General features: G+C 64.6%; 19 protein-coding genes. 13 read left to right on the forward strand and 6 right to left on the reverse strand.

The features are described from left to right. Position 1: 1 nt before the first annotated feature. Positions 2–3472 carry a response regulator gene (locus NGM28_RS05890; RefSeq protein ID WP_252089103.1) on the reverse strand — a complete coding sequence of 1157 codons (3471 nt, stop codon included), beginning with the start codon at positions 3470–3472 and terminating at the stop codon, positions 2–4. Positions 3473–3727: 255 nt separating this feature from the next. On the opposite strand from NGM28_RS05890, the gene NGM28_RS05895 reads away from it, so the two are divergent. Beyond that, entirely contained in the window at positions 3728–4078 is a 351-nt protein-coding gene (locus NGM28_RS05895; protein ID WP_240067075.1) for a response regulator, read from the forward strand. Positions 4079–4186: 108 nt separating this feature from the next. Here the strand turns inward: NGM28_RS05895 and cobF are convergent, their stop codons facing one another. After that, complete coding sequence (gene cobF / locus NGM28_RS05900; RefSeq protein ID WP_252089104.1) at positions 4187–4936, reverse strand: precorrin-6A synthase (deacetylating); 750 nt, start codon at positions 4934–4936, stop codon at positions 4187–4189. A gap of 65 nt (positions 4937–5001) precedes the next feature. Then, on the reverse strand, positions 5002–6291 hold the full coding sequence (locus NGM28_RS05905) for an OprD family porin (protein ID WP_252089106.1): 1290 nt from the start codon (positions 6289–6291) through the stop codon (positions 5002–5004). A 358-nt stretch (positions 6292–6649) separates the two neighbouring features. On the opposite strand from NGM28_RS05905, the gene NGM28_RS05910 reads away from it, so the two are divergent. The 3 genes from NGM28_RS05910 to NGM28_RS05920 all read left to right on the forward strand — a co-directional run bounded on the left by NGM28_RS05910 (position 6650) and on the right by NGM28_RS05920 (position 8082). Continuing rightward, positions 6650–7009: a histone-like nucleoid-structuring protein, MvaT/MvaU family gene (locus tag NGM28_RS05910; RefSeq protein WP_252089108.1), complete on the forward strand. Its 360-nt coding sequence runs from the start codon at positions 6650–6652 to the stop codon at positions 7007–7009. Between the two features lie 206 nt (positions 7010–7215). Continuing rightward, entirely contained in the window at positions 7216–7743 is a 528-nt protein-coding gene (gene gloA / locus NGM28_RS05915) for a lactoylglutathione lyase (RefSeq protein ID WP_252089110.1), read from the forward strand. A 96-nt stretch (positions 7744–7839) separates the two neighbouring features. After that, complete coding sequence (locus NGM28_RS05920) at positions 7840–8082, forward strand: hypothetical protein (protein WP_240067070.1); 243 nt, start codon at positions 7840–7842, stop codon at positions 8080–8082. Positions 8083–8212: 130 nt separating this feature from the next. Here NGM28_RS05920 and NGM28_RS05925 read toward each other — a convergent pair whose 3' ends face one another. After that, positions 8213–9034, reverse strand: a complete 822-nt coding sequence (locus NGM28_RS05925) for a shikimate 5-dehydrogenase (RefSeq protein WP_252089112.1) — start codon at positions 9032–9034, stop codon at positions 8213–8215. A gap of 164 nt (positions 9035–9198) precedes the next feature. Here NGM28_RS05925 and NGM28_RS05930 point away from each other — a divergent pair, with 164 nt between their 5' ends. Together NGM28_RS05930 and NGM28_RS05935 are read left to right on the forward strand one after the other, a co-directional pair. Beyond that, positions 9199–9546: a hypothetical protein gene (locus NGM28_RS05930; protein WP_044488202.1), complete on the forward strand. Its 348-nt coding sequence runs from the start codon at positions 9199–9201 to the stop codon at positions 9544–9546. Positions 9547–9647: 101 nt separating this feature from the next. Continuing rightward, positions 9648–9830, forward strand: coding sequence for a hypothetical protein (locus NGM28_RS05935; RefSeq protein WP_011534362.1), 183 nt, complete (start codon positions 9648–9650; stop codon positions 9828–9830). A 78-nt stretch (positions 9831–9908) separates the two neighbouring features. Here NGM28_RS05935 and NGM28_RS05940 read toward each other — a convergent pair whose 3' ends face one another. Continuing rightward, entirely contained in the window at positions 9909–10331 is a 423-nt protein-coding gene (locus tag NGM28_RS05940) for a GNAT family N-acetyltransferase (protein WP_252089113.1), read from the reverse strand. 204 nt (positions 10332–10535) lie between these two features. Here NGM28_RS05940 and pbpG point away from each other — a divergent pair, with 204 nt between their 5' ends. Next, the gene (gene pbpG, locus NGM28_RS05945) at positions 10536–11462 is read left to right on the forward strand and encodes a D-alanyl-D-alanine endopeptidase (protein ID WP_252089114.1); all 927 of its coding nucleotides are present in this window, start codon (positions 10536–10538) and stop codon (positions 11460–11462) included. A 155-nt stretch (positions 11463–11617) separates the two neighbouring features. Here the strand turns inward: pbpG and NGM28_RS05950 are convergent, their stop codons facing one another. Beyond that, entirely contained in the window at positions 11618–12061 is a 444-nt protein-coding gene (locus NGM28_RS05950) for a hypothetical protein (protein WP_252089115.1), read from the reverse strand. A 182-nt stretch (positions 12062–12243) separates the two neighbouring features. On the opposite strand from NGM28_RS05950, the gene pvdM reads away from it, so the two are divergent. The 6 genes from pvdM to NGM28_RS05980 all read left to right on the forward strand — a co-directional run bounded on the left by pvdM (position 12244) and on the right by NGM28_RS05980 (position 21452). Next, positions 12244–13593, forward strand: a complete 1350-nt coding sequence (pvdM, locus tag NGM28_RS05955; protein ID WP_252089116.1) for a pyoverdine-tailoring dipeptidase-like protein PvdM — start codon at positions 12244–12246, stop codon at positions 13591–13593. A gap of 16 nt (positions 13594–13609) precedes the next feature. Further along, positions 13610–14887 carry a pyoverdine-tailoring periplasmic protein PvdN gene (gene pvdN / locus NGM28_RS05960; protein WP_252089118.1) on the forward strand — a complete coding sequence of 426 codons (1278 nt, stop codon included), beginning with the start codon at positions 13610–13612 and terminating at the stop codon, positions 14885–14887. A 12-nt stretch (positions 14888–14899) separates the two neighbouring features. Beyond that, complete coding sequence (gene pvdO / locus NGM28_RS05965; RefSeq protein ID WP_240067064.1) at positions 14900–15781, forward strand: dihydropyoverdine dehydrogenase; 882 nt, start codon at positions 14900–14902, stop codon at positions 15779–15781. A gap of 111 nt (positions 15782–15892) precedes the next feature. Then, complete coding sequence (locus tag NGM28_RS05970; RefSeq protein WP_252089120.1) at positions 15893–17224, forward strand: lysine N(6)-hydroxylase/L-ornithine N(5)-oxygenase family protein; 1332 nt, start codon at positions 15893–15895, stop codon at positions 17222–17224. Positions 17225–17235: 11 nt separating this feature from the next. Further along, complete coding sequence (locus NGM28_RS05975) at positions 17236–18885, forward strand: cyclic peptide export ABC transporter (protein WP_252089122.1); 1650 nt, start codon at positions 17236–17238, stop codon at positions 18883–18885. 128 nt (positions 18886–19013) lie between these two features. Next, on the forward strand, positions 19014–21452 hold the full coding sequence (locus NGM28_RS05980; protein WP_252089125.1) for a TonB-dependent siderophore receptor: 2439 nt from the start codon (positions 19014–19016) through the stop codon (positions 21450–21452). The last annotated feature ends 209 nt before the right edge of the window (positions 21453–21661 follow it).

The raw sequence follows: 21661 nt of genomic DNA on the forward strand, positions 1-21661 counted from the left end.
TTCAGATTCGCTCCAATTGCGGCAGCCAGACCCGGATCAGCGAGAACAGGCGGTCCAGGTCGATCGGTTTGGCCAGGTAGTCGTTGGCCCCAGCCTGCAGGCAACGCTGCTGGTCGTCCTTCATCGCCTTGGCGGTCACGGCGATGATCGGCAGCTTGCGCCAGCGCGGCTGCTGGCGGATCAGCCGGGTGGCCTCGTAGCCGTCCATCTCCGGCATCATCACGTCCATCAGCACCAGGTCGATGTCGTCGTTGGCCTCCAGGCACTCCAGCGCCTCGCGGCCGTTGCGGCCGATCTCGACGATGGCGCCCTTGTGCTCCAGGGCGCTGGTGAGGGCGAAGATATTGCGCACGTCGTCGTCCACCAGCAGGATCTTGCGCCCCTCGAACACCTTGTCACGGCTGCGCGCGGTCTTGAGCATACGCTGGCGTTCGTTGGACAGCTGCGACTCGACCTTGTGCAGGAACAGCGTGACTTCGTCGAGCAGGCGCTCCGGCGAGCGCGCGCCCTTGATGATGATCGAGCGCGAGTACTTGAGCAGGTCGGCCTCCTCCTCGCGGGTGAGGTTGCGCCCGGTGTAGACGATCACCGGCGGGAAGCTGCGGATATCCTCGGCGGTCATGCGCTTGAGCAGCTCGTTGCCGAGCATGTCGGGCAACTTGAGGTCGATGATCATGCAGTCGTAGATGTTCTCGCGCAGCAGCGCCAGGGCGTCCTGGGCCATGGCCACGGCGGTGATCTCGACATCGTCGTCGCCGATCAGGCGGGCGATGCTGTCGCGCTGCAGGTCATCGTCCTCCACCAGCAGGATGTGCTTGAGCTTCTGCGTCAGCTTCGCCTCCAGGCGGGCGAACACCGCCTTGAGTTCCTCGCGGCTGGTGGGCTTGACCGCGTAGCCCACCGCGCCCATGTGCATGGCCGCCTCGACGCGGTCCTCCACCGAAATGATGTGCACCGGGATATGCCGGGTGCTGGCCTGCTCCTTGAGGCGCTGCAGCACCGTGAGCCCGGAGTGGTCGGGCAGGCGCATGTCCAGCAGGATCGCGTCGGGCATGTACTGGGCGGCCAGCTCGAAGCCTTCGTCGGCGGCCTGGGCCACCAGGCAGCTGTAGCCCAGCTCGTGGGCCAGGTCGTAGAGGATGCGGGCGAAGTTCGGTTCGTCCTCGATCACCAGGATGCAGCGATTGCCGAACGGCGCGCGCGCGCGGTCGTCGGCGAAGGCCGGGGCTGGCCGCTCGGTCCTGGCCGGGGCCGGGGCCTGGGGCGCCGGCGGCAGCGCATCGACCGTCGAACGCAGGCTGTGGACCTCATTGCTGTGCTCCACGCTCGGTTCGAAATGCACCGGCAGGATCAGGCTGAACACGCTGCCCTGCCCCGGGCTGCTGTCGACGCTGATCTGGCCGCCGAGCAAGTGCGCCAGGTCGCGGGAGATCGACAGGCCCAGGCCGGTGCCGCCGTACTTGCGGTTGCTGGTGCCGTCGACCTGGTGGAAGGCGCCGAAGATCGCCTGCTGCTGGTCGGCGGCGATACCGATGCCGGTGTCGCGCACGGCGAAGACGATGCCCAGCCCCGCCTGGTGGCTGATACCCAGGCTCACCTTGCCGCGCTCGGTGAACTTGATGGCGTTGGACAACAGGTTCTTCAGTACCTGCTCCAGGCGCTGGCGATCGGTGTGCACCGCCGGCGGCAGGGGTGCCTCCAGGCGCACTTCGAAGTCCAGGCCCTTGTCCTGGGCCAGGGGCTGGAACATGCCCTGCAGGCCTTCGGCCAGGCGCTCCAGCGAGGTGCTCTCGGGGCGCACCTCAAGCTTGCCGGCCTCGACCTTGGCGATGTCGAGGATGTCGTTGATCAGGTTGAGCAGGTCGTTGCCGGCCGAATAGATCGATTCGGCGAACTTGACCTGGTCGTCGCTGAGGTTGCCCTCGGCGTTCTCGGACAGCAGCTTGGCCAGGATCAGCGAACTGTTGAGCGGCGTGCGCAGCTCGTGGGACATGTTGGCGAGGAATTCGGACTTGTACTTGCTCGAACGCTGCAGGTCGTCGGCGCGGGCCTGCAATTCGACCTGGGCCTGGTTCAGCTCGCCGTTCTTGCGGTCCAGGGCCTCGGTGCGCTCGGCCAATTGCTCGTTGGTCTGCTCCAGTTCCGCCTGCTGGGTCTCCAGGTGGGCCTGGGACTCCTTGAGCACGCGGGACTGCTCTTCCAGCTCTTCGTTGGCGGTCTTGAGCTCTTCCTGCTGGACCTGCAGCTCTTCGTTGAGTTGCTGCGTTTCGGCCAGCACCTCCTGCAGGCGCTGGCGGTAACGGGCGCTTTCGATGGAGATGCCGAGGTTGCTGCCAATACGCTCCAGCAACTCCTGGTCGCGCTCCTGCAGCGGGCGCAGGAAGCCCAGTTCCAGCACGCCATTGATCTGTCCATCATCGAAGGCAGGCATCAGCACGCCGCTGCGCGGCAGGCCGCTACCCAGGCCGGAGCTCAATCGGTAGTAGTCCTCGGGCAGGTCGTCCAGGCGCAACAGGCGCCCCTGGCGCAGGGCCTGGGCCAACAGGCCGGCGTGCTCGCCCAGCACCTGATCGCGGGCTTGCTGATCGGCGTCCAGGCCATAACAGGCCACCCGTACCAGTTTGCCGTGCTCGTCACGCACATACACGGCGCCGACCACGCTGCCGAGGTAGCTGGCGAAGAAGCGCAGGATGTTGTCGCCGAGCATCGGCAGGGTGAGCTGGCCAAGCACCTGTTCAGCCAGTTGGGTCTGGCCGGCACGCAGCCAGGCCTGGTGTTCCAGGCGCTCCGCCGCACGCTGCTGGCCTTGCAGGTTTTCGACATAACTCGATGAGAGCGCCAACAGGTCACGCCGCCCCAGGTAGGCAAGCAAGGCGCTGAGCGCGACGATGAACAGCACGAACGCCGAGATGGCGGTTACCGTGACGCTGCTGACCTTCTCGTTGCGCGCCATGCGCAGTTGCTGTTCGGTGCCGATGAAGGCGTCGAACTCCTTGCGGATTTCGTCGGTAATACGTTTGCCACGGCCCCGGCCGATCAAGCCCTGATAGTCACCCTGGCTGCGGCGCAGGTTGATCATTTCGCTGCCGAAATTGTTCCATTCGCGCTGTAAGGCAGCAATGCGATCGATACGGTCGACCTGCTGGGGGTTGTCCGCCACCATCGCCTTCAAGCCTTCGAGGCTGCCGAAAATACGCGGTTTGGCCACCTCGTACGGGTCGAGGAAGCGCTCCTCGCCCGACAGCAGATAACCGCGCATGCCGGTTTCCATGTCGATCGACAGCTTGACCGTTTCGTTGGCGTTGCCGATCACCCGGTCGGTGTGCTCGACCCATTGCATGGCCGAGAGCAGGTAGTTGATCACCGCGACAAAGGCCACGGCACCCAGAAGCCCCACGCCCAGGGGCAGGCCGACATTACGGCTCAACAACTTGCGAAAGCTGCGTTGGTCCATCGAGGCTGCTTGAATCATCTGAGTGTGCCCGAGCGAGAAAGTCCATTGAACAGTGTGGCGGCGACGTCATGTATGGCTTGCCCTGCGCTACACCGACCGGGTTGATACAGCGAGTCTAACCAGCTTTGGCGGATCTGGCAGGGCATTTAGCCAGTATTTGAAGGCGCTGTTCGCCAATCGTTCCATCTATTTACGCAGGTCGGTAAGCTTGGGAACTTCTGCCGTTGCCGTGGGCACAGAGTAGAGACAATCCATCGAAACAGGATCCACGCCATGCACCTTCTGGTAGTCGAAGACGACGACATCGTACGCATGCTGATAGTCGAAGTGCTCGACGAGCTGGGCTACAAGGCGATCGAGGCGGATTGCGCCGCCGCGGCCTTGACGATTCTCGAAGACCCGGGCCAGCCCCTGGCGCTGCTGATGACCGATGTCGGCCTGCCAGACATGCGCGGCGAGGAACTGGCTGGCAAGGCACGCCAGGTTCGGCCATTGCTGCCAGTGCTGTTCGCCAGTGGCTATGCCGAAAGCGTCCAGGTGCCCGAGGGCATGCACCTGATCGGCAAGCCGTTCAGCATCGACCAGTTGCGGGACAAGGTAGTGGAGATACTGGGGGCTGCTTGAGCCATCCATGGCTGCCCAGTTCGCCGGCAAGCCGGCTCCTACAGATACTGCGCCGGCCCTGTAGGAGTCGGCTTGCCGGCGAATGGGCCACCGCCGAAAAAACACCGCTCACAGCTCCCGCCGCAGCAGGTAGGTATCCATGATCCAGCCCTTGCGCCGCCGCGCCGCCTCGCGCACTTCGAGGATGCGCGCCTTGACCTTCTGCAAGGGCCCCGCCACCAGAACCTCGTCCGCCGTGCCCAGGTAGGCGCCCCAGTAGATCACCAGTTGCGGATCCTCCAGCGCGGCAAACGCGCACGCCCCGTCGAGCATCACCACCACATTGTCGATCGTTGGCTGTTCGCCCAGGCGCCGTCCTGGCAGCACGGTCAACGGCTCGCCGATTCGGTTGAGAGGAATTTGGTGCCGGGCCGCCAGGGCCTGCACGCTGCTGATGCCAGGAATGACCTGGAGATTGAGCGCCACGCCACGCTGACGGACCAGGTCGAGGATGCGCAAGGTGCTGTCATACAAGCCAGGCTCGCCCCAGAGCAGGAAGGCGCCGATGTCATCGGCGCCCAACTCGTCTTCGATCAGCCGGGCATACAGCGCCGCGCGCTCGGCGTGCCAATCCTGCACGGCACCGACATAGTCGGCGGCCTGCCCGTCACGCCGGGGATCCTCGACCTGTACCAGGCGATAGCCCCCCTCGGGCAGGTAGCGCTCGAGGATGGCCTTGCGCAGTTGCAGCAAGGCCCCCTTGTCGGCGCCCTTGTCGAGCACGAAGAACACCGTGGCGCGCTGCAGCGCCTCCACGGCTTCGAAGGTGACCTGGCGAGGATCGCCCGGCCCGATGCCGATCAGTAGCAACTGTTTCATCGCCTGCCCTGCCTGAATGCCGGCAGCCATTGTCGGCCGGCCACCGGTATTTGGCAAAGCTGGCGTTAGAAGATCGAGAAGTTGTAGCTGACGATAACGCGAGTCTCGTCCATGTCACGCGCCCACTTCTCGTAGTTGCTGCGGTAGGTGGAGTTGCGCAGGCGCACACTGACATCCTTGAACGTGCCGCTTTGCACCTGGTACTTGAGTTCGCTGTCGCGTTCCCATTCCTTGCCTTCGGCCTGGCTGCCCGGGACCTTGATGTTGTCGCCGTTGATGTAGCGGGTGAAGAAGGTCAGGCCAGGCACACCCAGGGCCTTGAAGTCATAGTCGTAGCGCAGTTGCCAGGAACGTTCCTGGGCGGCGGCGAAATCGTTGACCTGGGCGTAGTTGACCAGGTACGGGTTGGTGCCGTCGAGGTACGGCATGGCGCTGTCGCCGAACATGCGCTGCCAGCCGGCGCTGATCTTGTGCCCACCCAGGCTGTAGCCCAGCATGCCGCTGAACGCACGGTGGTCGATATGCCCGGCACGGGCATTGCCGATGTCATCGCTCTTGATCACCCGCAGGTCGGCCGACAAGGTGCCGACATCCAGCGGCTGGCTGGCGACCAGGCCGAGGAAGTGCTGGCGATAGATGTTCTCCAGCTTCGACACCTGGTACTGGGCGCTGACACGGTCATTGAAGCGGTAGTCGACACCGGCGAGGTCGAAGTGGTCGGCCTCGATATCACAGGCGTAGCGCTTGTTCTTGCAATGGACGCGGATATCCTGGCGGTCGGTGGAATCCCGCGCGGTGTACTGGTTCAGGCGCGCCAGGGTGAACTTCAGGTCGCGCACTTCCTCGGAGGTCAACCAGGCGCCATGGAACATGGTCGGCAACAGGCGGCCGTCGTTGTACTTGAGCAGCGGCACATCGGGCATCATCGAACCGTACTTGAACACGGTCTGCGAATACTTCACCTTGCCGGCGATACCCATCTTGGCGTACTGGTCGACGGAATGACGGGGGTTATGGCCGGAGGACGGCAACAAACCGCTGTTACTGTCGGCCGGGCTCGAGTCCAACTTGTAACCGAGCATCCCCAGCGCATCCACGCCGAAACCTACCGGGCCCTGGGTATAACCGGACTGGACATTGAGGATGAACCCCTGCGCCCACTCCTCACGCTTTGACGCGCCCTGGCTGGAACTGCTGTGGCCGTCACGGAAATCCCGGTTGAAATAGACATTGCGTGCTTCGACCTTGGCACTGCTGTCTTCAATGAAACCGGCGGCCTGGGCGTTGACACCGGCACACAGGAAGAACAGGCCGGCAACTCGGCGCCCAGGGGCGAGGGGAAAGGGGGCAAACATGCGAGGGAACATCCAAAAGAGGGGCAGAAAACAATCCGAGCAGTCACCTGCATCGGCACTACGGGACGACCGAACAGACTTCGACCATCATCTTGGATTTTGCACCAACGCCTCTAGGGCAGGCCATTGGACCATGGTCTAGAACGGCCTGGCGGGGCGGGTCCGGGCATTTTCGAATAACGTGCAGGAAACCGGCAAAGTTCCCGGCTAATTGATTGAAAGTTTGCTGTTTACCACCCCGTCCGGCACTACTACACTCACTGACAGCGAACAGCAGTCCCCCCCGCGTGGCCAACGTTCAATACAATCTTCATGTTCGTCACGTCATGCCACGGCAGACTTAACAGGAGTGATGACAGTGTCCAGACTTGCAGAGTTTCGTGCTGCCGAAAAAGCGCTTCAGGAACAGATGGCACAATTGGAAGCGCTGAAAAAGGATGCCGGCCTCAAACGCGAAATCGAATTCGAGCAGAAACTAGTCGGCCTGATGAAGAGCTATGACAAGGGCCTGCGCGACATCATCGCGATCCTCGACCCCAAAGGCGTGAGCAAGGCCCCGTCCACACCCGTCAAACAGCAACGCCGCCCACGGGTGGTAAAAGTCTACGAGAACCCGCACACCGGCGAACTGATCGAAACCAAGGGCGGCAATCACCGTGGGCTGAAGGCCTGGAAGGAACAGTACGGCGCACAGACGGTGGAAAGCTGGGTTCGCTGATGAAACGTCAACGCGCGCTTCACACTTTTTTCACTTATGCCGGCGCAGTATCGAACCAGCTAAAGGATTAGCGACCCCATCACGCGCCCGCACATGCGGGCCTCTAATTCCAGCGCCCTGCCACCGTGCAGGGCGCTTTCGTTTGCGCTGCCGGCGGACTGCCGTATCATGGCCCATCTGTTTTAGGCCTCGATCCTGGAGTACCCATGAGCCTGCACGACCTGCAACAACTGCCCGGCGTCACTGCCCAGCCGGACACCGCCACCGCCCAATTCGTCTTCAACCACACCATGCTGCGGGTCAAGGATATCCAGAAGTCCCTGGACTTCTACACCCGCGTGCTGGGCTTCAGCCTGGTGGACAAGCGCGACTTCCCGGAAGCGGCCTTCAGCCTGTACTTCCTGGCCCTGGTCGACAAGAAGGATATCCCCGAGGATGACGCCGCGCGCCACCAGTGGATGAAGTCGATCCCGGGCGTGCTCGAACTGACCCACAACCACGGCACCGAAAACGACCCCGAGTTCGCCTACCACAACGGCAACACCGACCCGCGCGGGTTCGGCCACATCTGCATCTCGGTGCCGGACGTGCGCGTCGCCTGCGAGCGCTTCGAGGCGCTGGACGTGCCCTTCCAGAAGCGCCTGAGCGACGGCCGCATGCAGCACCTGGCCTTCGTCAAGGACCCGGACGGCTACTGGGTCGAGGTGATCCAGCCGACCGACCTGAAGGACTGACCTTCAGCTGTCGCGCTCGTCGGGCGGGGAACGCCCGCCCCCTTGCTGTGGTATATGAAGGAGACGCTTCTTCCATGCCACAGCGAGGTCAGGACGATGCAAACCCTTCACTGTGAATACCGCAAGCACATCATCACCGCCAGCGTGATGCCCCACCCCGACTCTCCCCTGCCCTATGCCGCCGGGTGCCTGATTACCGACCCGCAAGGCCACACCAGCCGACGCCTGTCGATGCCGATGAAGTTCTTCTCCGACCTGGACAACGCCCAGCACGTGTCCCTGGCCCATGGCCGGGCGCTGGTCGATCAGCAACTGGACGGGGGGCATGACAGTTTCTGAACCGAACATTGACGGTAACCCCCTGTAGGAGCGGCTTCAGCCGCGAAGCAGACACCGCGGTGCCTGGCACCCGCCTCGCGGGTGATCGCGGGTAAACCCGCTCCTACAGGAAAAGGCGAAGCCAACGCGATCACGCCTGCCTGGCAAACGCCACCGCCGCCGCGACCTGCTCGTCACTGGGCCGCACCCCGGTATACAGCACGAACTGTTCCAGCGCTTGCAAGGCGATGACTTCCAGCCCGGTGATCACCGGTTTGCCCAGCGCCTCGGCCTGCCGGATCAACGGTGTACGCGCCGGCATGGCAACCACATCGAACACCCGCTCGGCCGCCGCGATCGCGGTTTCGCTGAACGCCAGCTGGTCGGCCTCCGCGCCGCCCGCCATACCGATCGGCGTGACATTGACCAGCATCGACGGGCATTGCTCACCCAGTTCCGGCAACCAGCGGTAACCACAGGCCTGCGCCAGCTGCCGCCCGGCCTGCTCATTGCGCGCCACGATGATCCCGTCGCGAAACCCTGCATCGCGCAGCGCGCTGGCCACCGCCTTGGCCATGCCACCACTGCCGCGCAAGGCAAAGGCGGTGGCCGGGTCGACTTGGTGCCGCGCCAGCAATTGGCGCACCGCCAGGTAGTCGGTGTTGTAGGCCTTCAGGTGCCCCTGGGTGTTGACCAAGGTGTTCACCGACGCAATGGCCGCGGCGGACGGGTCGATCTCGTCCACCAGGGCCATGCAGGCCTCCTTGTACGGCATCGACACCCCACACCCGCGGATACCCAGGGCACGGATGCCCGCCACCGCGGCCGGCAGGTCCTGGGTGGTCATGGCCTTGTAGTAGTAGTCCAGGCCCAACTGCTGGTAGAGGTGGTTGTGAAAGCGAACACCGAACGTGCCTGGGCGCCCGGCCAGGGAAATGCACAGGACGGTATCCCTGCTGGGTGGTGTGCTCATGGCCTGTTTCTCCGCGTGTCGACTGAAACGATTGCGCCAGCGTACCAGACACGGCCACTGGTCGCCCCTTACACAACCTTTACCATCCCCCTGCGCGCACTTGACGGTTACCGGGGTCATAGTAATCAAGCCCCGAGCCTGGGGTTGTCTTGCGAGGATTGGCCATGAACCGTTTCATCCCCGGAATCGCCCTGCTGGTCGGCGCGCTGGCCATCAGCGGGCAGGCATCCGCCCATGGTGGCGGCTGGTATGGCCCGGGCCCGGTGCTCGGCGCGGCAGTGGCGGGCGTGGTGGTTGGCGCGGCGATTTCCGGCGGCCATGACCGTACCGTGTACGTGCAGCAGCAGCCGGTCTACGCACCTGCGCCAGTCTATGTGCAGGCGCCACCGCCACCACCGCCGGTCTATTACCAGCCCTATGTCGTGGAGCGCTACGTACCTGCCCCGCCACCGCCGGTCTACCGCCGCTACTACGGCCCGCCACCGGTGTACTACGGGCCACCGCGCTGGTGAGCGGCATAGTTGATAAAAGCAATGACCACTATCGAGGACATTGATTTCAAACCCCGAGGGCGTCTGCGTAAGGTAGGGCCATGTTTACAGGAGATGCCCCCATGGCCCCTATCCAGATCATGTCCGTCGTCGGTAGCGCCGTCCCGAACAACCTGCGTCAGCAGGGCCTGCTGGCCTGCTGGTACCTGATGCGCAACGGCGAGGCCATCAGCGGCCCGCTGACCACGCGCTCCTCGGCGCAGGCCCTGGCCGACCGGTTGCACGATTCAAGCTTCATCGCCTGACCCGAATTTGTTGTTGTGCGTTGCTCCCTACGCCTCTTGTTGCCCGCCCTTTTCGGCGGGCTTTTTTTGCCTGCGATGTTAAAGGCGCTTCTGCAGAAAGTAGCGGCTGTGCCCCGGTGGATAGTCGTTGATCTCGCCAAAGACCACGAACCCTAACCGGCGATAGAACTCGGGCGCCTGGAAACTGAAGGTGTCCAGCCAGATGCCAATGCACTCACGTTCCCGCGCCAGCGCCTCGGCCTGCTCCATCAGCTGGCGCCCATGGCCCTTGCCGCGCATCGCCTCTGGCACGCTGAGCAGCTCGATGAACATCCAACCTGCGGCGATCCTGCCGTACAGGCCGCCAATGACCGCACCACCGGGTGTTTCACGCAACGACCAGGCAAAGGTCTGCAACAGCGGGTCGCCGACCTGAGCGAGGTTGTAGGCGCGCAGCGGCGCGAGAATGGCATCGCGCTGCTCGGGCGTGGCATCCAGCGTGAACTCGAAATGGGTGGTCATGGCACACGTCGTCCTGTGACTGTGAAAGCGTCGAACACTAGCAGATGGCATCGTTGAAAAATGCAGTCGGATTAAATTTCGTTCACCTTGCGCCCTTTGGATATAAGGCATTCGACAGCCGCTGAACCATACTCCAGAATGCAGCGGTTTCTGGGGGAAACCCTTGCACAGCCAACGACATACCAACATTTAGTGAGCCTCAACGTGAAAACTTCCCTGTCCATCCTCAGCCTGCTGCTGTTGCTCACAGGAACCGCGACCCTCCCGTCGACCGCTGCTGCACAACCCCCGGCCCAGATGCAACGAGATCCAAGCAAGCTGCACCTGGCCTCTGGCAGCGCCCTGTTGATCGACCTCAACACCAACCAGGAGCTGTATTCCAGCCACGCCGATCGCGTGCGCCCCATCGCCTCGGTCACCAAGCTGATGACCGCGATGGTCGTGCTCGACGCCAAGCTGCCCATGGACGAGATGCTCAGCATGACCATCGCCAACAACCCCGAGATGAAAGGCGTGTATTCGCGGGTGCGGCTGGGCAGTGAGCTGAACCGCCGCGAAACGTTGCTGATCACCCTGATGTCGTCGGAGAACCGCGCGGCGAACTCGCTGGCCAACCACTACCCCGGCGGCTACGGCGCGTTTATCAAGGCGATGAATGCCAAGGCGCGCAGCCTTGGCATGAGCCACACCCGCTATGTCGAACCCACCGGCCTGTCCACGCTCAACGTCTCCACCGCCCAGGACCTGGCCAAGCTGCTGATGGCCTCGCGCAAGTACCCGATGCTGAGCGAGCTGTCGACCACCCGCGAGAAGACCGTGGCGTTCCGCAAGCCCAACTACACCCTGGGCTTCCGTAACACCGACCACCTGGTGAACAAGAGCAACTGGGACATCAAGCTGACCAAGACCGGCTTCACCAATGAGGCGGGGCATTGCCTGGTGCTGCTGACCAAAATGGACAACCGCCCGGTGGCCATGGTCATCCTCGACGCCTACGGCAAGTACACCCACTTCGCCGACGCCAGCCGCATGCGCCAGTGGCTGGAGACCGGCAGCACCAAGCCGGCACCGGCGGTGGCCATGCAGTACAAGAGCGAGCGCCAGGGCCGGGCGCGCGTGGCCCAGGACTGAAAACGACGACGCCCCGCATGAAGCGGGGCGTCTGTTCATTTGCCTGGGCAACCTCTGTAGGAGCGGCTTCAGCCGCGATGCAGGCAACGCATGCCTGGCACCCGTTTCACGGGTGATCGCGGCTGAAGCCGCTCCTACAGAGCCTTCCAGCGCTCTCAGGCCTGGGTGCTGACCATCCCACCGGCACTGCTGCCACCGGCCTCGGTCAAGGCCTTGAGCAACTGCGCGGTGGCCGCCTGGATCTGCCCACTGATCGTGGCGATGCTGGCCTGCTTGGCCATGACCATCGACAGCTTGGTGGTCTCGTCCATTTTCTGGGCCATGAGCATGGCCAGTTGTTTCTGCTCTTCGGCCATTTGCTTCTGCAACTGCTTGATCATCTCGCGCAATTGCGTGATGTGCCCTGGCTCGCTTGGCTCTTGTCCCGCGGCCTCGGCCTGGCCAGGCGCGCCTTCGGCTTTCACCCCATCGGCTGCCTTGCCGCTTTCCTCGGTCTTGTCCGTGTTGCCCGCCTCGGCGGCGCGAACCTGCTCGGCCACTTGCAGGCCTGTGGTCAGCGGCGTCGCGCTGTTGATGCTCATACCGGTGATACCTACCATGTCCCTGATCCTCTTCGGTGGGTCCTTTCGATGCCCTGCCTATCGGCCGCCACGGGCAAAACTTGATGACCGCCCAGCGATAAATTTGCCCCGCCGCCATTCGTCCACCTGATACCCGAGCCCTGCCCCGGCGAGCACGCCCGCCGGCAGGCCGATCCGATCAGCCCTGCAACGAGATGGCAATGACCAAGACCCGTTCCCGCAAAGCCCTGTACATCGGCCTGCCCCTGGCCCTGGCGGTCGCCCTGGGCAGCGCCGCCGGCTATTTCTACTGGCAAGGCCAGAACGCCGGCTACCCGCTGAAGATCGTCGAGCAGGCCAAGGGCATGCACGAACACATGCTCTCGTTCGACGGCCATGTCACCGTGCCGCTGACCTTCGGCGCCCACGGCCAGGAAGTGGACAAGGACGGCCCGCACCAGTTCGACCTGGTCAAGGCCGGCAAGGGGCGCCTGTCGGGCGCGGCGCTGACCATCCTCGCCTGGCCAGAGATGTGGAACGGCCCCAACGCCCCGCACAAACCCACCCCGGGCTTTGTCGACGAGGCCCGTCACCAGCAGGAAACGCGCTACCAGATCATCGCCAACATGGTGCGCGACTTCCCCAACCAGGTCGGCATCGCCTACACCCCCGACGACTTCCGCCGCCTCAACGGCGAAGGCAAGTTCGCCGTGTTCATCAGCCTGCTCAACGCCTACCCGCTGGGCGACGACCTGTCGCAGCTCGACCTGTGGGCCAAGCGCGGCATGCGCATGTTCGGCTTCAGCTACATCGGCAACAACGACTGGGCCGACTCCTCGCGGCCGATGCCGTTCTTCAACGACACCGCCGACGCCCTCGGCGGACTGTCGCCGACTGGCGAGAAAGCCGTGGCCCGGCTCAACGACCTCGGGGTGATCATCGACGTCTCGCAGATGTCGACCTTGGCCCTGGAAGACGTGGCACGCCTGAGCCGCGCGCCGATCGTCGCCTCGCACTCGGCGCCGCGCGGGCTGGTGGACATCCGCCGCAACCTCGGCGACAAGGAAATGAAGCTGATCAAGGACAGCGGCGGCCTGATCCAGGTGGTCGGCTTCAGCGGCTACCTCAAGCCCCTGGGCAAGCCGACCCTGGACAAGCTCGACGCCTTGCGCGCGCGCTTCGACCTGGGGCCGCTGCAAGACCTGAACTACGCCCTGATGCCGGGCGACCCGGCGATCACCATCTGGCCCGAGCAGCGCTTCGGCGAATACGCCAGCGGCCTGTACGGCATCCTCGACGAAGAGCCCAAGGCAACGCTGAAGGCCTACGTCGACGCCATCGACTACACGGTGAAGAAGGTCGGCATCGACCATGTCGGCATCAGCTCCGACTTCAACGAAGGCGGCGGCCTGGTCGGCTGGAAGGATGTCAGCGAGATCCGCAACGTCACCGCCGAACTGCTCACCCGTGGCTACAGCGAGACGGACATCGCCAAGCTCTGGGCCGGCAACTTCCTGCGCATCTGGGACCAGGTGCAGAAAGCCGGCCATCCCGTCGCTACTACTCGCTGAACAAGGCCCGCCCCGCATGAACAACCGTCGCACCTTCCTCAAGCACGCCGGCCTGGTCGCCGCCACCCTGCCCCTGCTGCCCGATGCCCTGGCGGCCGCGCCCGCCACCGCAGCGCTGAGCGGCCCGGACAAATGGCGCAACCTGCGCGCACTGTTCCCGCTCGACCCGGAGGTGGCGCACTTCGCCAACTTCCTGGTCACCGCCCACCCGCGCCCGGTGCAGGAGGCCATCGACCGCCACCGCGCCGACCTCGACCGCAACCCCGCCGCGCTGATGGACTGGGAAAGCCAGTACGAATGGAAGCGCGAAGGCGAGGTGCGGGACTGGGCAGCGCGCTACCTGGAGGTCGGCCCCCGGCAGATCGCCCTGACCGGCAGCACCACCGAGGGCCTGGCGCTGATCTATGGTGGCCTGCAGGTCAGGCCCGACCAGGAGATCCTGACCACCGTCCACGAACACTACTCCGCCCACAAGACCCTCGAATTCCGCACCCTTCGCCAGGGCACCCAGGTACGCAAGATCCGCCTGTTCGACAAACCCTGGGAAATCTCCTCCGACCAGATTCTCAGCACCATCGACCAGAACACCCGCCCCGAAACCCGCGTGCTGGGCATGACCTGGGTGCACTCGAGCAGCGGCGCCAAGCTGCCGGTGGGCGAGATCGGTGAACTGGTGCGCAAGCACAACCGCGAGCGCAGCGAGGCCGACCGCATCCTCTACGTGGTCGATGGCGTGCATGGTTTCGGCGTGGAGAACGCACGCTTCGCCGACTTCAACTGCGACTACTTCATCGCCGGTGGCCACAAGTGGATGTTCGGGCCACGTGGCACCGGCATCATCTGCGCCGCCTCCACCGCCATGGGCAACCTCACCCCCAGCGTCGCGTCCTTCTCCCAGGAGGAGGACTTCGCCACCATCATGACCCCGGGCGGCTACCACGCCTTCGAGTACCGCTGGTCGCTGGGCGAGGCCTTCAAGCTGCACCTGCAACTGGGCAAGGCCGATGTCCAGGCGCGCATCCACCAGCTCAACAGCCTGCTCAAGGAGCGCCTCGCCGAACACCGCCAGATCGAGCTGGTGACACCCCGCAGTGCGGAATTCTCGGCCGGGTTCACCTTCTTCCGGATTCCCGGCAAGAACCCCGATGCCGTCGCCGCCCACCTGGTGCAGAACAAGGTGATGAGCGACGCCGTGTACCGCGACGTCGGCCCGGTGATCCGCCTGGCCCCCAGCCTGCTCAACGATGAGCAGCAGATCGACCGGGTCGTGCGCCTGGTCACCCAGCAACTCTGACCAAGGTTCCCCATGAACGCTATCCTGCCTCGCCTCTCCCTGGCCGCCCTGCTCGCCACCCTCGGCCTGCCGGCGCTGGCCGCCGACACCACCACGCCCCCCGGCACGGTGTTCCGTGACTGCGCCGGCGTCTGCCCGGAAATGGTCGTGCTGCCGGCCGGCAGCTTCATGATGGGCACGCCCGACGACGAGCCCGGCCGCCAGGACGACGAAGGCCCGTTGCATCAGGTAACCTTCGCCAAGCCCTTCGCCATGAGCCGCTTCCAGGTGACCGCCGGGGAGTGGGACACCTACCTCAAGCAAAGCGGCGCGAAAGTCGTCGATGGCGACGTGCGCCCCGGCCGCCACTGCACCGCCAGCAAGCCCATGTACAAGCAAGGCCCGCGTCAGCCCGCCGTGTGCATGACCTACTTCGACGTGCAGGACTACGTGGAATGGTTGTCGAAGAAGACCGGCAAGACCTACCGCATGGTCAGCGAGTCCGAACGTGAATATGCCGCCCGTGCCGGCAGCACCGGCCCGTTCCCGTTCCCGCTCGACCCGGACGCCGAGTACGAGATCAGCCGCCACGCGAACGTCTACGGCCCCAAGGACGGCTACAGCTACACCTCCCCCGTGGGCAGTTTCCCGCCCAACGCCTTCGGCCTGTACGACATGCACGGCAATGTCTACGAATGGGTCGCCGACTGCCTGCACGACAGTTACGTCGGCGCGCCGACCGACGGCAGCGCCTGGGGCCGTTCTACCCGCCAGGCGGACAGCTGCAAGGTGGTGCAGATCCGCGGCAACGACTGGGGCGAGGCGCCGATCTTCTCGCGCTCCGGCAACCGCAATGCGATGACCCCGGCGCGCCCGGGCGACTGGCTTGGCTTGCGGGTAGTGCGTGAGCTCTGAAGGCCCCGCGTCCCGCTAAATTGTCCCACCCGCTCCTCGTCCTATCGATGTACTCCCGCAGCTCGGGGTGGCCGCCGTCGGCGCCCCCCGCCACTTCAAGGAACCGATAGCATGAGCCAGCCCCATACCTCCCAGCAGGTCCACGACCTCATCGGCGTGGGCTTCGGCCCTTCCAACCTGGCCCTGGCCATCGCCCTGGAAGAACTCGCCGAAACCCACGGCCACGCCCTCGACGCGCTGTTCATCGACAAGCAGAACGACTACCGCTGGCACGGCAACACCCTGGCCACCCAGAGCGAGCTGCAGATCTCCTTCCTCAAGGACCTGGTGTCGCTGCGCAACCCCACCAGCCCCTACAGCTTCGTCAACTACCTGCACCAGAAACAGCGCCTGGCCGACTTCATCAACCTGGGCACCTTCTACCCCTGCCGCCTGGAGTACAACGACTACCTGCGCTGGGCCGCCGAGCACTTCGCCACCCAGGCCCGCTACGGTGAAGAGGTGACCCGCATCGAACCGGTGCTGGACAACGGCCAGGTGCGCCACCTGCGCGTGGTCTCGCGCAACGGCCAGGGCCATGAACACACGCGCCTGAGCCGCGCGGTGGTGGTCGGCAGCGGCGGCACGCCCAAGGTGCCGGCCAGCTTCGCCGCGTTCAAGGACGACCCGCGGGTGTTCCACCACTCCCGCTACCTGAGCAGCCTGGCCACCCTGCCCTGCACCGAAGGCAAGCCCATGCGCATCGCCATCGTCGGTTCCGGGCAGAGCGCCGCCGAGGCGTTCATCGACCTCAACGACAGCTACCCGTCGGTCAAGGTCGACATGATCGTGCGCGCCAGCGCCCTCAAGCCGGCCGACGACAGCCCGTTCGTCAACGAGATCTTCGCCCCCGACTACACCGACCTGGTGTTCAACCAGGAGCAGCACGAGCGGCAGAAACTGATCGCCGAGTACCACAACACCAACTACTCGGTGGTCGACATCGACCTGCTCGAGCGCATCTACGGCATCCTCTACCGCCAGAAAGTCGCCCATCAATACCGCCACGCCGTGCTCTGCCGCCGCCAGGTGCAGGCCGCCGTCGCCACCGCCGACGGCATCGAGCTGACCTTGCAGGACCTGGCCACCCACCAGTCGCAGACCCACCGCTACGACGCGGTGATCCTCGCCACCGGCTACGAGCGCCGCTCCCACCGCGACCTGCTGGCGCCGCTGCAGGGCTACCTTCAGGACTTCGACGTCGCCCGCGACTACCGCGCCCTGGCCAGCCCGGACCTGCAGGCGGCGGTGTACCTGCAAGGCTTCTGCGAGAACAGCCACGGCCTGAGCGACACCCTGCTGTCGGTGCTGCCCAACCGCGCGGCGGAAATCGGCGAGTCGCTGTACCAGGCCCTGGGCCAGGCACGCCTGAGCGGCACCGGCAGCCTTGCCATCAGCGCCTGAAGGATCACGCCATGAAAACCCCCTCTCGCGGCGCCACCCGCGAACTGCTGGCCCTGCTGCGGCCGTTCTGGCCGCAGGTGACGGCGTCGATCCTGCTGGGCATCCTCGGCGGCTTCAGCGTCACGGTGCTGCTGGCCACCATCAACCGTGGCCTGCATAGCGAAGACGGCCTGAGCCTGGCCCTGGTCGGGGCGTTCGCCGGGCTGTGCGTGCTGGCCTTGCTGGGCTCGATTTTCTCCGATATCGGCAGCAACCGGGTCGGCCAGCAGATCATCGCCAACCTGCGCCGCAGCCTGGGCGAGAAGGTGCTCAGCGCCCCCATCGCGCAGATCGAACGCTACCGCAGCCATCGCCTGATCCCGGTGCTGACCCACGACATCGACACCATCAGCTCGTTCGCCTTCGCCTTCGCGCCGCTGGCCATCTCGGTCACGGTGGTGCTTGGCTGCATGGCCTACCTGGCGCTGCTGTCGCTGCCGATGTTCCTGCTGATGCTGGTGGCTATCGGTGTCGGCACCGTGGTCCAGTACATCGCCCGCGCCCGCGGCATCCAGGGCTTCATCGATGCCCGCGAAGCCGAGGACGAGTTGCAGAAGCACTACCAGGCCATCGCCGAGGGCGCCAAGGAGCTGCGCATCCACCGCGCGCGCCGCCAACGCATGTTCGTCGACGGCATCCAGGCGACCGCCGAGCGGATCCGCGACAAGCAGGTGCGCTCGGTCAACACCTTCGTGGTGGCCAAGAGCCTGGGCTCGATGCTGTTCTTCGTGGTGATCGGCCTGGCCCTGGCCTTGCAGTCATTGTGGCCGAGCAGCGACAAGGCGGTCATGAGCGGGTTCGTGCTGGTACTGCTGTACATGAAAGGCCCGCTGGAGCACCTGGTCAGCACCCTGCCGATCGTCAGCCGGGCGCAGATCGCCTTTCGCCGCATCGCCGAATTGTCCGAGCAGTTCTCCTCACCGGAACCTCACCTGCTGCTGACCGACCGCGAGGCGCCCAGGACGCAGGTCGAGCGCCTGCAACTGGTCGATGTGCACCACAGCTACCCGGTGGCCGATGGCGGTGCGCCGTTCAAGCTGGGGCCGGTGAACCTCGACATCGCCCAGGGCGACATCGTGTTCATCGTCGGTGAGAACGGCGGCGGCAAGACCACCCTGATCAAGCTGTTGCTGGGCCTGTACCCGCCGCAGCAGGGGCAGGTGCTGCTCAACGGCGAGGTGGTCGGCGACCGCGAGCGGGACGACTATCGCCAGCTGTTCACCACCATCTTCGCCGACTACTACCTGTTCGACGACCTGGTCAACGATGGCCCCGCAGTGCCGGCCAATGCCGTGCAGTATCTCGAACGCCTGGAAATCGACCACAAGGTGTCGATCCGCGACGGCGCCTTCACCACCACCGATCTGTCCACCGGGCAACGCAAGCGCCTGGCCCTGGTCAGTGCGTGGATCGAGGGGCGCCCGGTGCTGGTGTTCGACGAATGGGCGGCCGACCAGGACCCGGCGTTCCGCCGCGTGTTCTACACCGAGATCCTGCCGGACCTCAAACGCCAGGGCCGCACCCTGATCGTCATCTCCCACGATGACCGCTACTTCGATGTCGCCGACCAGATCGTGCGCATGGAAAACGGCCGCGTCATCTGCGAGCCCCAGCCCGCCTGACCAGGCGGCTGGCGCTCGCGCCTAAATAAAAATATTTCGCAAATGCCATCCGGTTTCACGGCACTGCAACGTCTCACTTAAAGCCAATGCTAATAATTCCCACTTAACACATTCCAAGAGCTATAACGATGTCGACTCTCAGTGACTTCACGCCCCTGGCAAAAGCCCTGCTGTTGCGCCACTCCTTGCGTCGCACCCTGCCCGTCGCCCTGATGGGTATCACCTTGGGCTTGCCCATGGCAGGCCTGGCCCAGGCCCAGGAATACGATGTCGATATCGCCGCCCAGAGCCTGCCGGGCGCGCTCAAGCAACTGGCCGACCAGACCAACCTGCAGGTGCTGTACAGCCCGGATGATGTCCAGGGCGTGCGCAGCAGCGCGGTACGTGGCCACCTGTCGGCCCAGGCCGCCGCCGCTGGCCTGCTGCGCGGCACCGGGGTGCGCTACAGCCTGGACGGCAACACCCTGACCTTGCAAAGCAACGACAGCAGCGCCGCCGTGACCCTCGACCCGAGCGTGATCAACGCCAAGGGCCAGGAGAACCCCTACGGCCCGGTGGAAGGCTACATCGCCACCCGCTCGACCACCGCCACCAAGACCGACACCTCGCTGATGGAAACCCCGCAGTCGATTTCGGTGATCACCCGCGACCGCATGACTGCCCAGGGCGCGCAGACCGTCAGCGACAGCCTGGCCTACACCGCGGGTGTCTATTCCAACGTCGCCGGCAACAACCCGACCGACAACACCATCATGGTGCGCGGCTTCCAGCAGATCAACGCCAACGCCTACACCGACGGCCTGCGCAACAACCAGGTCGGCTACTACTCGCCGGAGACCTACGGCATGGAGCGCATCGAAGTGCTCAAGGGCCCGGCGTCGGTGATGTACGGCCAGGGCTCGCCAGGCGGCACGCTGAACTTCGTGTCGAAGCGCCCGACTTTCAGCCCGCACCATGAGGTGGGCATTTCCGGCGGCAGCAACGACCGCGCCCAGGCCTACATGGACATCGGCGACGTGCTGGACGAGCAGAAGACCCTCAGCTACCGCCTGGTCGCCCTCGGCCGCGACGCCAACAGCAGCATCGACTACATCAAGGACGACCGGGTCTACATCGCCCCCAGCCTGACCTGGGCGCCGAACGAAGACACCAGCCTCACCCTGCTGACCTCCTACCAGCGCAACAAGAACCTGTTCACCAGCAACCTGCCCTACTCGCTGTTCGACGGTTCCAACCCCAACGGCAAGCTGCCGCGCCACCGTTCGCTGAACGAGCCCGGCTTCGACGCCGAGAAGGCCGAGCAGACCAGCGTGGGCTACGAGCTGACACACAACCTCACCGACAGCTGGACCTTCAAGCAGAACTTCCGTTACACCCACTTCACCGGCTACGAGCACCAGCTGTACCGCAACAGTGGCGTGATCAACGGCAACACCATCAACCGCTACTACCAACTGCGCGACTACGAGAACGACAACTACGCCATCGACAACCAGTTGGTCGGCAAATTCGCCACCGGCGAGCTCGAGCACACCTTGCTGATGGGCACCGACTACCAGCACGGCAAGCGCAGCGCCTTCACCCAGACCGGCAATGCGCCGTCGATCAACATCTACAACCCTGATCGCAGCGTGGTCATCGACACCTCGCGCTACACCAGCCTGCTCAGCACCTCGGAGAAGAACCGCCAGCTCGGTGTCTACCTGCAGGACCAGATCAAGTTCGGCAACTGGATCGCCTCGCTGGGCGGCCGTTACGACTGGGCCAGCCTGGACACCCGCAACCGCCTGCAGAACACCAAGCAGAGCACCGACGCCGAAGACTTCACCGGCCGTGTCGGCCTGGGCTACCTGTTCGACTTCGGGCTGTTCCCCTACATCAGCTACACCGAGTCGTTCCTGCCCACCAGCGGCACCACCGCCAGTGGCTCGCAGTTCGAGCCCGAGACCGCCAAGCAGTACGAGATCGGCGTGAAGTACCAGCCCAACGGCTCGCAGAGCTACGTGACCCTGTCGGCGTTCGACCTGCGCCGGCAGAACGTGCTGACCACCGACGTGAGCAACCCGTCGTTCAGTGTCCAGGAGGGTGAAGTCACCTCGCGTGGTGTCGAGCTCGAAGGCGTGTTCAAGCCGGTCGAAGGCCTGAACGTGATCTCCTCCTACTCGGTGACCGATGTCGAAGTGACCAAGGACAACCCGAACTTTGCCGGCATCAGCAACAAAGGCAAGACCCCGGTGCGCATTCCCAAGCACCTGGCTTCGCTGTGGGTCGACTACACCCTGCAGGGTGGCCCGCTGGCCGGCCTGGGCTTCGGCGTCGGCGCGCGCTACACCGGCTCGACCTACGGCGACGCGCAGAACACCTTCAAGGTGCCGGACTACACCCTGGTCGACGCCATGGTCAGCTACGACTTCGGCAAGGCCGACCGCAGCCTGGAAGGCCTGAAGGCGTCGGTCAACGTGAAGAACCTCACCGACAAGTACTACGTGGCGGGCTGCTTCGCCACGGTTGGGTGCCTGCTGGGTGCCGAGCGTACCGTGACTGCGGACCTCACCTACAAGTGGTGATCGGTGTGCCTGGGGTCTAGTGCCCTGGATGTGAAAAAGCCCCTTTGCCAGTCGTTGGCAAAGGGGCTTTTTCGTGGGATGTGCACGACGCATCGCGGATGAATCCGCTCCTACACAGGCCGTCGATATCGCTGCGCCTGTACCTCCGCGATGCGCCTGTAGGAGCGGATTCATCCGCGATGCGCCGCAAAGCGGCGCCCGACAAACCC

The sequence above is a fragment of the Pseudomonas sp. MWU13-3659 genome (assembly GCF_023757525.1).
GTDB classification, from domain to species: Bacteria; Pseudomonadota; Gammaproteobacteria; order Pseudomonadales; family Pseudomonadaceae; genus Aquipseudomonas; species Aquipseudomonas entomophila_E.